The organism is Lancefieldella parvula (genome assembly GCF_963530955.1).
GTDB classification, from domain to species: domain Bacteria; phylum Actinomycetota; class Coriobacteriia; order Coriobacteriales; family Atopobiaceae; genus Lancefieldella; species Lancefieldella parvula_A.
This window is the reverse complement of the sequence record NZ_CAUSFQ010000002.1, coordinates 41,183-54,252: the sequence shown is the minus strand read 5'-3', so window position 1 is coordinate 54,252 and position 13,070 is coordinate 41,183. Positions and strand designations below refer to the sequence as shown.

Annotated in this window: 16 protein-coding genes; 10 read left to right on the top strand and 6 right to left on the bottom strand. The window is 42.6% G+C overall.

All coding sequences use genetic code 11. From position 1 onward, the window contains the following. Positions 1-9: 9 nt before the first annotated feature. The 5 genes from RWJ43_RS00575 to RWJ43_RS00555 all read right to left on the bottom strand — a co-directional run bounded on the left by RWJ43_RS00575 (position 10) and on the right by RWJ43_RS00555 (position 5,468). Positions 10-543, bottom strand: coding sequence for a hypothetical protein (locus RWJ43_RS00575; RefSeq protein WP_314006704.1), 534 nt, complete (start codon positions 541-543; stop codon positions 10-12). Continuing rightward, positions 536-1,627, bottom strand: coding sequence for a DNA replication/repair protein RecF (gene recF / locus RWJ43_RS00570; protein WP_314006703.1), 1,092 nt, complete (start codon positions 1,625-1,627; stop codon positions 536-538). The genes RWJ43_RS00575 and recF overlap by 8 nt, the downstream gene beginning before the upstream one ends. A gap of 15 nt (positions 1,628-1,642) precedes the next feature. After that, positions 1,643-2,743 (bottom strand): DNA polymerase III subunit beta, encoded by a 1,101-nt coding sequence (gene dnaN, locus RWJ43_RS00565; protein WP_314006702.1) that lies wholly within the window; start codon positions 2,741-2,743, stop codon positions 1,643-1,645. Between the two features lie 233 nt (positions 2,744-2,976). Then, positions 2,977-4,506: a chromosomal replication initiator protein DnaA gene (gene dnaA / locus RWJ43_RS00560; RefSeq protein WP_314006700.1), complete on the bottom strand. Its 1,530-nt coding sequence runs from the start codon at positions 4,504-4,506 to the stop codon at positions 2,977-2,979. A gap of 83 nt (positions 4,507-4,589) precedes the next feature. Continuing rightward, entirely contained in the window at positions 4,590-5,468 is an 879-nt protein-coding gene (locus RWJ43_RS00555) for an ATP-binding protein (RefSeq protein ID WP_314006699.1), read from the bottom strand. 362 nt (positions 5,469-5,830) lie between these two features. Here RWJ43_RS00555 and rpmH point away from each other — a divergent pair, with 362 nt between their 5' ends. The 9 genes from rpmH (at position 5,831) to RWJ43_RS00510 (ending at position 10,802) form a co-directional block, all read left to right on the top strand. Further along, positions 5,831-5,965: a 50S ribosomal protein L34 gene (gene rpmH, locus RWJ43_RS00550; protein WP_003148884.1), complete on the top strand. Its 135-nt coding sequence runs from the start codon at positions 5,831-5,833 to the stop codon at positions 5,963-5,965. 11 nt (positions 5,966-5,976) lie between these two features. Then, positions 5,977-6,300 carry a ribonuclease P protein component gene (gene rnpA, locus RWJ43_RS00545; RefSeq protein ID WP_035431391.1) on the top strand — a complete coding sequence of 108 codons (324 nt, stop codon included), beginning with the start codon at positions 5,977-5,979 and terminating at the stop codon, positions 6,298-6,300. Beyond that, positions 6,297-6,533 carry a membrane protein insertion efficiency factor YidD gene (yidD, locus tag RWJ43_RS00540; RefSeq protein ID WP_313994639.1) on the top strand — a complete coding sequence of 79 codons (237 nt, stop codon included), beginning with the start codon at positions 6,297-6,299 and terminating at the stop codon, positions 6,531-6,533. The genes rnpA and yidD overlap by 4 nt, the downstream gene beginning before the upstream one ends. Before the next feature lie 20 nt (positions 6,534-6,553). Further along, positions 6,554-7,312 (top strand): YidC/Oxa1 family membrane protein insertase, encoded by a 759-nt coding sequence (locus RWJ43_RS00535; RefSeq protein WP_035431393.1) that lies wholly within the window; start codon positions 6,554-6,556, stop codon positions 7,310-7,312. Between the two features lie 88 nt (positions 7,313-7,400). Then, positions 7,401-7,985: a R3H domain-containing nucleic acid-binding protein gene (locus tag RWJ43_RS00530; RefSeq protein WP_314006698.1), complete on the top strand. Its 585-nt coding sequence runs from the start codon at positions 7,401-7,403 to the stop codon at positions 7,983-7,985. 102 nt (positions 7,986-8,087) lie between these two features. Beyond that, positions 8,088-8,846: a 16S rRNA (guanine(527)-N(7))-methyltransferase RsmG gene (gene rsmG, locus RWJ43_RS00525; RefSeq protein ID WP_314006697.1), complete on the top strand. Its 759-nt coding sequence runs from the start codon at positions 8,088-8,090 to the stop codon at positions 8,844-8,846. Between the two features lie 63 nt (positions 8,847-8,909). Beyond that, the gene (locus RWJ43_RS00520) at positions 8,910-9,710 is read left to right on the top strand and encodes an AAA family ATPase (protein WP_314006696.1); all 801 of its coding nucleotides are present in this window, start codon (positions 8,910-8,912) and stop codon (positions 9,708-9,710) included. Further along, positions 9,703-10,563, top strand: coding sequence for a ParB/RepB/Spo0J family partition protein (locus RWJ43_RS00515; RefSeq protein WP_314006695.1), 861 nt, complete (start codon positions 9,703-9,705; stop codon positions 10,561-10,563). Before RWJ43_RS00520 ends, RWJ43_RS00515 begins: the two co-directional genes overlap by 8 nt. Continuing rightward, the gene (locus tag RWJ43_RS00510) at positions 10,563-10,802 is read left to right on the top strand and encodes a hypothetical protein (RefSeq protein WP_035436612.1); all 240 of its coding nucleotides are present in this window, start codon (positions 10,563-10,565) and stop codon (positions 10,800-10,802) included. Before RWJ43_RS00515 ends, RWJ43_RS00510 begins: the two co-directional genes overlap by 1 nt. Positions 10,803-10,885: 83 nt before the next feature. On the opposite strand, the gene rlmN is transcribed toward RWJ43_RS00510, so the two are convergent. Further along, positions 10,886-12,004, bottom strand: a complete 1,119-nt coding sequence (gene rlmN, locus RWJ43_RS00505; protein WP_314006694.1) for a 23S rRNA (adenine(2503)-C(2))-methyltransferase RlmN — start codon at positions 12,002-12,004, stop codon at positions 10,886-10,888. A gap of 99 nt (positions 12,005-12,103) precedes the next feature. On the opposite strand from rlmN, the gene RWJ43_RS00500 reads away from it, so the two are divergent. Next, a complete protein-coding gene (locus RWJ43_RS00500; protein WP_035436608.1) occupies positions 12,104-13,063 on the top strand; it encodes a D-alanine--D-alanine ligase in 960 nt (319 codons plus the stop codon). The last annotated feature ends 7 nt before the right edge of the window (positions 13,064-13,070 follow it).

Genomic DNA, 13,070 nt, shown 5'->3' with positions numbered 1-13,070 from the left:
CAGATTAGACTAAAGACTCTTTTTTTGTCTAAAACTTGCTTCAATCGCTTTATAAGCCGTTGACTTGAGTGGCTCAGAAAGACCAGAAACTAACTCAGAAATTTGTGATTTTTCTTCTGTAGTAAGTTCTGGAAGAACTTTCTTCTCAACTTTTTGGCCCTGAGGTTGTTCTTTTGAGGGACCGTCTTCTTTACCAGCATGTCTATTGTATTTATCCAGCTTAAACTCAAGATCTGAAAATTCCAGGCCATGCTCTGACAACCTTGCTCTATAGATTTCTCTTTGTGCAAGAAAATCAATCATGCACATACGATTGTCTACATAAACGGTAAGTACAGGATATTCTCTACCAGCAATTTCTCTAACAAATACGCCGGTTGTGTGTTCTACTTCTCTTTCACCATTTGACTCAACCCATGCAAGATAAGCGCGACGATTTTTAGACATACTCTTAGAATCTCTGAAGGTTCCAAGCAGAGCGCTCATTAAATCTTTTGCGTTTTCATTACCACCACGCCCAGGTGTTTCTTGTTGATTATTCATCGCTAAACCTAACTATCTGCGCTTTCTCTAAAATCTCTTCAGAGAAATAACCAAGGTTGGTAGTTGTAATTACGGTTTGGATGTCGTGGAATGCAAACTCCATAATGGCTTTTCTGCGATCTTCATCCAACTCACTCATCACATCGTCTAAAAGTAGCAGGGGTTTCTCGCCAAGTATTTCTTCTGAGAGTAAAACTTCTGCCATTTTAAGTGCTAAGACCACCGTTCTGATTTGGCCTTGAGACCCAAAATTTCTAGCGTCTTTACCTTCAATCAAAAACTCAACATCATCTCGGTGAGGACCCTTAGTGCTTTGCTGACGACGGATATCATCTGCGCGCGCTTCGTTTAAAGCCTGTAAAAACTGATCAGTAATTTCTTCTCTAGAGGCTTCAAGAGAAACCTCTCCAATTGAAGAAATATAGTTCATCTCCAGGTGCTCTCCACCAGAAAGTTCCTGGTAAATCTCGCATGTTTTCTTTGCCAGGCGCTCAAATAAATGAATGCGCGCGTGAAGAAGCGTTGCTCCACCCCTTGCAAGCGAAAGATCCCATGCATCAAGCAAATTATTGTCAGGCCAATCAGATTTAAGCAACTTATTTCTTTGCTCAACTGTTTTTGTATATGCCGAGAAAACCTTGAAGTAGCTTTTATTTGCCTGGCGACCAAAGTCATCGAATTCTTCTCGGCGATATGATGCGCCACCTTTAATCATTGAAAGATCATCAGGATTAAAAAGGACCGACATCAACGTACCAGAAATATCTGCTGCCTGGCATTTCTTGCCGTTCTTTGAAAATTGGCGACGGCGTTCTGTGATGGTACAGGTATTTTCTAGCTTTCTTCCATCTCCTGTAAGCGAAATCTCTATCTTTGCCTCAGAAGTACCTGTAAGAAGGAGCTGTGATGGTGTTGGTTTTCTAAAAGAGTATCCAGCGGTAAGGAGTTGTAATGCCTCGACAGTATTTGTCTTACCTGCGGCGTTTTTTCCTACAAAGATAGTAGTTTGCGCAGATAAATCTATTTCTTTCGAAGCAAAACAACGAAAGTTATACAGCGAAACATGTTCAACTTTAAGTCCCACACAACCCCTATCAAATTAGAGGCGAACAGGCATCAGAAGATACAAATAGTTGACCTTACCATTTGATTTAAAGATTGCTGGCTGAGAAGGACCTTGGAGTTCAAGACGCAAAAGGTCCTTAGAAGGAGCAGCGTTTACACAATCAAAGACGTAGTGGTAGTTCAAAGCGATTGAAAGAGAGTCTCCTTCAATTTGGGCCTCAATGTGCTCAGAAGACTCACCTTGATCTGGTGAAGAGGCTGAAAGCTTAACCTCTTTTCCATCAGCATCAACATCAAAACGTACTGATGGATTTGCCAGAGCAATAACAGATACACGCTTGAGAGCTGCAGAGAAATCCTCAACATTAATATCAACAGATGCAGTACAAGACGTTGGAAGTAGCTGCTTATAATCTGGGAAATGACCTTCAATCTTTCGCGAAATGTGAGTGGTATTTCCAAACTGGAAGACTACCTGGTTGTCTGTAGTACCAATTAAAACCTTCTCAGTCATGCTACGCATGGAAAGAACGTCGTGGAAAACTTCACCAGAAATAATTGCACTAAAAGATTCACCTGCTGGCGTATCTGTATTGGAATCACAAACAGCAAGACGGAATGAGTCAGTTGCAACAAGGCGAATAGTATTGTCCTCAACGGTGAGAGAAATTCCCTGAAGAATAGGACGAGAAGCTTCCTTTGAAGTTACACGATAAACTTTATCAACCATAGTTGATAGAAGTTGACTTGGAAGCTCGCAGGTCTTCTCAAGATCAAACTCTGGGAACTGTGCCCAATCGTGTGCAGAAAGAGTATTAAGCCTAAAAGATGAACGCTGGCAAGTTACAGAAAGCGTACGCACTCCACCTTCAAAAGTAATTGCTGCATCAGGAAGATTTTTAACAATGTTCTGGATAACCTTTCCAGAAACAACTGTCTCTCCTTCTTCTTCTACGTTTGCTGCAATCTGATGCTTAATAGAGATAGTTAAATCACTGGACTGTAGCTCAAGCATGCCATTAAAAGCTTTGAGATAAATACCGGAGAGAATTGGAAGTGTTGTATTAGAACCAATACCCTTAGAAACAATATCAAGCGCCGTCTGGAGAGCGGATTGACTTACGGTAAATTTCATGACAACCCTTTCTATTATTTCTTAGATAAGAATAAAAATATCGTAGTAATAATAAGCTATGTTGAAAAGAAGAAAGCTTTACATTTCTAGAGGTAGAAATATGTTTCTAGAGGTCAGATTTGTTTGCTTATTTTTGACATTCATAAACAAAGTAAAACTCCCTCTCTTAAACTCTCAACAACAAACCATTACTTCTCTTCACCAATTGACATCTTACGAACAGGTTTTAAACACTAACTTTGTTCAAGGATAGTCTTCTTGAGTTGAGAAATTTGATCATAGAAGCTTTTGTCTTCTTTGATTCTCTCTTCAATTACCTCAATACTGTGCAAAATTGTTGCGTGTTTTCTTCCGCCAAAATGCTTACCAATATTTACCAGCGTGTATTGGCAAAGATCGTGAGCAAGATAAATTGCAACATGACGAGGCTCTGCAATTTCTTTATTTCTCTTGTTACCAACGATATCGCGATGGCTAATGCCATAGACGTTCTCTACGACTTCTTGGACCTTCTCGATATTTACGGTCTTTGAAACGCGACGCCAGAGAGTATCTGCAATCTTATCAATCTCTTCTTGCTTAATGTTTTTACCGGATTCTTTTGCTTTGATTTGTCCGGTGACGCAACGATTACAGAAGCCTTCGAGCGTTCTAATACTTTGGCCGGCTTTGTCAGCCATATAGCGACGGATCTCTTCTGGCATATCATCAGCAGAAAGAGAAGAATTTCTCTCTTTAAAAGCGCGATCGCAGAAGACGTGAATAAGATTGAGCTTCATCTCGTAACTTGGAGACTCAATGCCAATAACAATGCCACCACTCATACGAGAAGTAATACGATCATCAAAACCGTCAGAGCCCATACCAAGCTGAGCTGGAGTTCTATCGGCTGCAAGAATAATTTGCTTACCTCTATCAATAAGAGAGTTAAAAATATTGAAGAAGAAGTTGATGGTACCCGCTTTACCAGCAAGTTTTTGAACATCATCGATGATAAGTACATCAATATTTTGGTAGTTATTACTTAGCTCTGTTGCAGCGTTTCCTGAGGCATTCTTACGAACTGCATTTACATAATCATCAACAAAGGCATCTGCGTCTTTGTAAACACAAACGCGCTCGATATCTTCAGCGTTGATGTAGTTTTGAACGGCTCGCAGAAGGTGAGTTTTTCCAAGTCCACTTGCACCGTAAATAAAGAGTGGGTTTGCCTTGCCTTTTGCGTCGTTTGCAACGTTTAAAGCATGCTGATGAGCAAGCTCATTCTCGTCACCAACAACAAAGCGATCAAACGTGAGGTTTGAATTGAAGGACGTCTCCTCATAAAGAGGATTACTCTTACGACGCTTTAAGGTCTGCTGTTTTAGTTCCTCAAGGCTTTGTTCCTGGGATTCAAAATCTTGGATTTGTTCTGGAACAACAGCCTGTATAGGAGCGGTTTTCTGCTTCCAAGCGTTGAACTCCTGAGGAGTCATTGTGGAAGTAGTGGTAACAGGAGTAGAAGACTTTGTAAGCGTAAGACTCAAGATAATGTCTTCAAAAGCCGCAGCCGAGAGACATCTCTCAACAATTGGTAGGTTTTTAAGGATACGGTTATATGCCAAGCGCATTGAAGTCTCAGCACATAAAGCATTATCTTCAACTTTGATTGGAGTGCAGGTTCTCAACATGGCGATAAAAGCTTCTGGCTGATTCTCTTCAACCAAAAGGTCAATTGCGTCTTGCCACAGAGCTACTGCGTCTGAATCAATTGATGCATCCATACGTGTCCAATCAAAATGTTGAAAATTGGGACACCTAGTATAGAGGAATGTTGATAACTTTCAGCGAATAATGTTGAGAAACTCTATGAAAGGAGGGTTTCTCCAATAGTGGTAAGCTTATATTTTTGCCCAACTTTTCCAATTATTCCTATGTTTACCAGCGATTTTAATTCTCTTGACCAGGTTGGTGTAGAAAGGCCAAAGGCACTAGTGAGTTCTGTTGCTCCAACCCATTCATGTTCAGAGAGATACTGAAGAACTTGTTTTGCTCGATCTGTTAACACCAGATTAGGAAATTGTGTAGCTGGTTGTGCAGATGCCTGTTGAGATACTGTTTGTGGAGCGTGTGAAACCGCCTGCTGGTTCTGATTAACAGGCAATTCTTCAGCTTCTTCTTGAGTTGGAAGAGTCTGAATATGTGCATCTTTAGAGCGGCGTGTTGATAAAGTAACAATTGTGCCGCCAGAGATATTATCTTCAAGAGTAAGGCTTCCACCCTTCTCAACCATGTATTGCTGAGCATAAGGAAGACCAAAGCCAACGCCTCTAATAAACGATTTCATTTCTTCCGTTGCAGAAGAGGTACCAAACTCAAGAGCTCGGTTTTTCTCTTTAATACCAGGTCCTTGATCTGAAAACCTAATGGTATTTCCGTTGTCCATAATTGAAATTGTGGGTGCTACAAAGTGAGCATGAATGAAATTCTCCACAATCTCGCGCATAACCATAAAAGGAATTTTTCCACCCTGCTCGTGAGCAAGCTGGTTAACGGTTGCTGCAATCTCGTCAAGATAAGAACGAACATCTTTAGGTTCTACAAGAACAACGCGAGGTGCTGCGGCTTTATCGTCATACACTGCAATACGTGCAGCATAGCGGACGGTGAGAGAGTTATCAGAACCAGCATCTTTTTCATCCTGGTTGGTGTTTTCCTCAACAAAAGGAAAGAAATCTCTTGCCATGACACCTCCTTTTCAACAATTGTTAAACAAATGAAGAAAACTTTTCGTTTCCTTTCACAGTGAATGAAAGTTTTCAACAAGTGTTAAACATCTGTAGATAACTTTACATCTTTGTGAAAGACGTACTGAATGATAGTAGCATTTAACGGACATATTTCAGCTTACAGAAATATTCCTTTCAACAAATTTCTTCATGTGTTACAAGTGAAATTTTCAAAATGAAAGGTTTTCTCGCTAGGCTTTTGAATAAAAAAGAGAAAAAGTTGAGGTATTTGCGTAGAAAATTTGACAGGTACCCATAAACGCGAGTACAATCTGTAGGCTTTTTAATCGATACTGTACCCGTTCGGGAGGAAATAGCTATGAAGCGTACCTACCAGCCAAATAAGCGCAAGCGCGCAACTACCCACGGTTTCCGTGCACGTATGGCAACTAAGAATGGTCGTGCCGTTCTCGCTCGTCGTCGCCTTAAGGGCCGTAAGCGCCTCACCGTCTAAGGAATGTTTCTGTGAAGACCATTAAATCTCGTTCAGAGTTTGAAAGGGTCTTCTCTGCGGGGAAGAGGGCTCAAAGTTCTGTTCTTCGTATACGAGTAGCACCATCCACTGAGGCACATCCTTCCGAGGTAGCCTTTGTAGCTCCAAAAAGACTAGGTAACGCCGTATTTAGAAACAGGTGTAAACGCGTTTTACGCGAAGCAGCTCGAAAGAGCGGTTTACCTGTTGAGGGATACGGCATTATTCTCTTTGCGACTAAAGATACACACAGCACTAATCCTGCTGATATAAGCGTTTCTTTGGATGCTCTGTTAAGAAAGACAGGGGTCAAATGAGCGAGAAAAGACAAGGCTCTTTTCTTGCAAACTTGTTCCTAGGTGCTATTCGTTTCTATCAAAGAAACATCTCTCCCCTTTTTAAGCCGCACTGTATCTACAGGCCTACTTGTTCTGAATATGCAGTTCAAGCTATACAAAAGTACGGTGTTAAAAAGGGAAGTTGGCTTGCTCTTAAGCGTATTGCTCGCTGCCACCCTTTTCATAAGGGAGGATACGATCCCGTTCCGTAAAGGAACGCACCGGAGGAAATATGTGGGATTGGATTGTTAACTTTCTATACACAGTCTTAGCGGGACTTCAATCATTCTCGGGAGACTGGGGTATGGCAGTTATCCTGCTTACCATCATCATCCGTATTATCCTGGTTCCAATGACCAACAAGCAGACAGCCTCTATGGCTCGCATGAGTGTTGTTCAGCCTAAGCTCAAAGAAATCCAGGAGCGCTATGCCGATGATCCTGTAAGGCAGAATGAAGAGATGCGTAAACTTTACGCAGAGATTAACTTCAATCCACTTGGTGGTTGTCTGCCTCTGCTTCTGCAGTCCCCTATCTTTATTGCACTCTTTACCGTTGCAAAGATGGTTCCAGTAGACTCCCGCTTCTACAACATTCTTCCTTCTATCGCGCGCTCAACATCTGACATTTTTGCTGTTGATGGCTTTGTTACCGCTATCCCTTATATGATTTTTGTTCTTCTGTTTGGCCTTACTACCTTCCTTTCCATGGCAGTAAATGCTCGTACAAGCTCCGGTGAGCAGCGTACCCAGCAGTACATGATGGGTGGCATGATGACCCTCATGATGCTCTGGTTTGGTTGGACCGTGCCAGCAGCCGTTCTTCTCTACTACGTAACTTCTGGTATTTGGCAGCTTGCTCAGCAGCAGCTTATTACTAAGCGCATTATGGAAAAAGAGAAGCTCAAGGCTGAGGCTCAGATGGCTAATAAGCCAATCGAGGTAGACGTGGTGAGAAAAGAGAAGAAGCCACGCCCTCACAAAAAGGCCTAATAGCTGGGGTTAAACAAAAAAACTTTTGTTTACAAAATTTGTTACAGTAGATTAATAGTTAAACTTTTTATATTGACTGGAGGACGACATGGAGGATGAGACTTTCGTTTCTGAGCCAAACGCTCTTAATGAGTCTCCTGTCGTTGATTCACAAGACGAGTTTGCTTCAATTCGAGAGCACTTTGAAGCTGGAATTCAGCTCACTGATGCTGAGATGAACAAGATTGCTGATACTGCTGTCTTCTATCTAAGAGAGATTCTCTCGTTCTTTGGCGAGAATAGCTGTGCAATTGATGAGTACGACGGTGAAGACGGTGAACTCATTCTTGATGTAACCGGTGGAGATCTTGCAATTCTTATTGGTCGTCACGGCAATACGCTTGAGGCTCTCCAGATGGTCCTTTCATCTTTGATGAGCGCTAAGCTTCACTTCCACTATCCAGTATCTGTTGATGTTGAAAGCTACAAGAGCCGTCGTCGTAATAAGCTTCAAGAGATGGCACTCTCTGCTGCTGCTCGTGCTAAGAAGACTGGTAAGGTTTCTCTTGCTCCAATGAGTGGCTATGAGCGTCGTATCATTCACATTGCGCTCCGAGATAATCTTGAAGTTACAACACACTCTGAGGGTGATGATCCATACCGTCGTGTTGTTGTTACCGCTATTAACAGCTAAGAATTCCCACAAGCTTTACTAATTTGATGAGGAAGGTTTACGCCTTCCTCTTTTTTTGTGACAATTCTTCTTGTAACAAGAAGTTTTGTCACAGGAGAAGCAATGTCTGAATCAGAGAAATCTTTATTCGATTCAAAAGAGAGTGTACTTAAGGAACTTCTCCTTACCTATGGAATCGATTCATCTGATACCCAAAGAAGACAACTCCTCAAGCACATTGAGTTGCTCATCGAGATTAATAAAAATCTCAACCTCACAAGAATCACTTCAATTGACGATGCATTGGTTCTTCATATACTTGATTCTTTATTACCACTCAAAGTGTGTAATGAGTTTACATCTGGAGCTCAAAACTATATTGATATTGGTACCGGTGGAGGTTTTCCAGGACTGCCTCTCGCAATCATGAGCGATAACAAAACATTGCTGGTTGATTCTATTGGAAAAAAGATCAATGCCGTACAGTCAATGATTGATGAGATTGGTCTTGGTGAGAGAGTAAGAGCTGAAAAGCTTCGTGCTGAAGAAATTCCAAACGACTATAAACAGAAGTTTGATTTTGTTACTTTCAGAGCCGTTGCAAAGACAAATATTCTTTTGGAGTATGCAGAGCCTTTCTTAGCTCCACAAGGTACTCTCATAGTAATGAAGGCCAATGTCGACGAGATAGAGCTTCAGGACGCCTCTCAGGCAGCCAAAATTTTTGGGTATAAAAATGTTTCACGTGAAACATTTGAGTTACCAAACAATCTTGGACATCGAGAAATTCTTTTATACAAAAAAGTTGCAAAGAGCAAAATCAAATTACCAAGAAAAACTGGAGTGGCTAAATCAAATCCGTTTGTTGCAAGAAGAGGGTAATTGTGGAATGTTTCACGTGAAACATTCTGTATTATTAAATAAACTTGGTCAAACGGAGGATAAATGAGCTACAAAGACCTTTCGAGGGGATTTCAGGATAGAGATCCTAAAGTTCTGGCAGTAATTAATCAAAAAGGCGGAGTTGGAAAATCAACTACCGTAATTAATCTTGCTGCTGCATTAGGTGAAACAAAGAAGAAAGTTCTCATTATCGATTTTGATCCACAAGGAAATGCGACAAGTGGTTTTGGAATTGATAAAGAGGAACTTGAAGCTGATATTTATGACGTAATTCTCAATGAAACGCCAATCGAAGAGGTATTGCAGCAAACAGTTCAGAAATACGTAACTATTGCACCAGCAACCATTCAACTTGCCGGTGCTGAAATTGAACTTGTCTCCGTTGACTCAAGAGAAAACATTTTAAAAAGAGCAATCGACCAGGTTAAAGAGTATTTTGACTATATTTTGATTGATTGCCCACCATCATTAGGACTTCTAACAATTAACGCCTTAGTTGCCGCAAATAGCATACTTATCCCAATTCAGTGCGAGTATTATGCACTAGAAGGCGTTACCAAAATTGTTGAATCAATGAAGATGGTGCAAAAACAGCTTAATCCAGATCTTGAAATCTTTGGCGTAGTAATGACCATGTTTGATAGTAGAACTTCCCTATCTAAGCAGGTAGTTAACGAAGTATCTAACTACTTTGGTAACAAGGTATTCAAGACACTTATTCCAAGAAACGTCAAAATTGCTGAGGCACCAAGTCATGGTTTGCCAGTAACCATGTATGCACGAATAAGTATGGGCGCACTTGCATATAACAAACTTGCAAAGGAAGTGAATCGTCGTGGTTAAAAAATCAGGACTTGGTAAAGGCCTTAATTCGCTCTTTAGCGAGGTAGATGCAGAGGTTGGTAATAAAAAAGAAACTACCACGCTGCCTTTGAAGAAGATTAAGCCAAATAAAGACCAGCCTCGCAAGCGTTTTGACGAAGCTGAGCTCACTGAACTCAGTGATTCTGTTAAGCAAAACGGTATTCTTCAGCCACTTCTTGTTCGCGAGAAGGGCGACCACTACGAAATTGTTGCTGGTGAGAGACGTTATCAGGCTGCGAAACTTGCAAAATTAGAGGAAGTACCTGTTGTAATCAAAGCAATTTCTGACGAGGAAGTATTCAAGCTTGCTCTTATTGAGAATTTGCAGAGATCTGACTTAAGCCCAATCGAAGAAGCACAAGGTTATAAGCAGCTAATTAAACAGGAGAACTTAACCCAAGACGATTTGGCCAAGGTCCTCTCAAAATCAAGATCTGCAATCACAAATACCCTACGTCTTCTTGACCTTCCAACAGAGGTACAGACTTTGATGGTAGAAGGACGTATCAGTGCTGGACACGCTCGTGCAATTCTTTCCGTTAGTGGTAAAGAAGGAAGAATCAAACTTGCTCAGAAAGTAATTGAAGAGAACTTGTCTGTCCGCCAGACAGAAAACCTTGCTCCACTATTTTCTGTCACTAATGTAGAGAAGCCAAAAAGACAACCAACTCCACAGGCATATAAGCGTGCAGCAAGGCAATTAAGAATTGCTTTGGATACTCCAGTCAAAGTGCGAAATATTCGTGGCAAGAATAAAATTGAAATCGAATTCAATGATGAAGACGAGCTTGCTGCTTTAGTTGAAAAACTATCAAACAGTAAAGAAGCATAATGAAGATAAAATTTGCAATTATATCCACAGTTTCATTGATTGGAATAGCTTTTCTCGCTAAGCACACCTTGTTGACTAAAGAAGCACAAAGAAGTTTTCTCCACGCAATGAGAAGGTCGAGAAGGGCACTTGATGCAATTCTCGACGATTATTCAGGTGGTATTGATAGAAAAACTTCAAAAAACATTCTCTCTCATCAAGCGAGAGTAGAAAAAGAATGGCTCAAAGCAATTAATTAGAACAAATGTTCTATATATGAACTAAAAAAGAAGGGACTCGAGAGGGTCCCTTCTTTACCTGTAATGTGTAGGGTATATCGCGTTTAACGTGCGTTTCTCTTCTGGAAGAGCTGTCCACAAGCAGCATCAATGTCAGATCCACGAGAAAGACGGATGGTTGCTTCAACGCCAACAGAGTTGAGGCTGTTTACAAACTCCTGTGCGCGGGCAGGGGATGTTGGATGGAACTTAGAGCCCTCAATCTCGTTAAGCTGAATGATGTTAACGTGGCAGAGCGTTCCTCGACAGAAGTCTCTCAAGGCCCCAAGCTCATTGTCGGAATCGTTAACGCCTTTGATCAGCGCATATTCATATGTTGGACGACGACCGGTCTTATCGACATACTCACCCATAATGTCGTACAGGTGAATCAGTGAGTATTTACGAACTCCTGGCATGAGGGTGTCTCGCGTCTTTTGCACCGCAGAGTGAAGCGAAACAGCAAGCGTAAATTGCTCGGGCTCTGAGGCAAAACGTTTAATCATAGGAATAACGCCACAGGTAGAAACCGTAATATGGCGCGCACCAATGCCGGCCCCGTCAGGGGAGTTGAGACGTCTCATAGCCGCAAGAGTAGCGTCGTAGTTCATGAAGGGCTCGCCCTGGCCCATAAGAACAACGCTGGTAACGCGCGCGTCAAAATCGTCGCGGACGTGCATAACCTGCTCGTAAATCTCGCTTGCAGAAAGAGAACGCGTGAGACCAGCAGCGCCTGTTGCACAGAAAGCACAGCCCATGGCGCAGCCAGCCTGTGTAGAAGCGCAGACCGAAAGCTTGTTGCCAGTTGGCATGCCAACGCACTCGACAGAAGTGCCATCTGGGTAGCGAAGCAGGTATTTACGACTTCCATCCTCAGAGACCTGGCGAACAATCTGCTCAGCACCAGCAAGCGTTACCTGCTTAGATAGTTCTTCTCGCAGCGTTTTTGGAAGATTACTCATCTGATCAAAAGAGGTAGCGCCCTTAGACCAGATCCACTCCTCAATCTGCTTTGCACGGAATTTTGGCTGGCCAAGGGACGTCACAAGCTCAAGAATTTGCTCTGATGAGAGGCTTCTGAGGTCAGATTTGGCGGCAGCCTTCTGTGGGCGAGAATCAAGCGCGGAGATGTCTGCGCCGTCAGCCGTGGTGTTTGTGCCGTCAAGAGTATTATTTGATTGCATTTTTGTCCTTCTCCAACTCTTCTAAGCTATCTGCGGTATCTTAGAAGAAATACGTTTACTAGAGTTTACCCTATGGGAGACTTATCTGAAGGAGCGGAAATGACACGTGAAGAGCTAAAAAAGCTTCATGTAGCAGTTGTTTCAGGTGGCTGGTCAGACGAGCATGAGATTGCAATGGAGTCTGGCAAGCAGTGTGCAGCAGCACTCAAAGAAGCTGGCTTTACCAGTGTTGACCTGCTTGATGTTGCAGAAAAAGACTTTGTAGTTACCCTTGCTCAGGGCGGTTATGATGTCGTGTACGTTGCTATGCACGGTCGTTTTGGTGAGGATGGCTGCATCCAGGGTCTTCTCGAGATTCTGCACATTCCTTACACGTTTTCTGGCGTCCTTGCGTCTGCTATGGGAACTGAAAAAGAGCTGTCGAAGCTCATGTATAGGCAGGCAGGCGTTCCAACTCCTAAGGGAATTGACGTTGCTGCAGGTACCGTCTTTACAGATGAACAGGTAGACAAGCTTATTGAGGACCTCGGACTGCCTATGTTTGTGAAGCCTTCTGGCAACGGCTCCAGCTACGGCGTTACGCGCGTTACTTCGCGAGAAGAGCTTCCCGCTGCACTTGAACTTGCAGGCGAACAGGGCGAGCGCATCCTCATCGAGGAGAGCATTGAGGGAACGGAGATTACCGTTCCTGTCATTGGCAACGAGGACCCAACAGCTCTGCCAATCGTTGAGATTGTTACGGGCGATGAGTTCTACAGCATTAAGACAAAATATGAGCCAGCATCCCTGCATCATGTGATTCCAGCTCGTCTTGAGCCTGCAGTGTATGCACGTGCTCAGGAGCTAGCTATCAAGGCTCACAATGCACTTGGTTGCCGCGGCGTTTCTCGTAGTGACTTTATTGTTACGAAGGACGGCGTCCCAGTGGTGCTTGAGACAAATACCATTCCTGGTATGACCGCACGTTCTTTGCTGCCAGATTCTGCTCGTACCGGTGGCATTGATTTCCCTGAGCTCTGCACTCGCTTTATTGAGTTTGCGCTTGAGGATCGTCAGTAGATTTGTA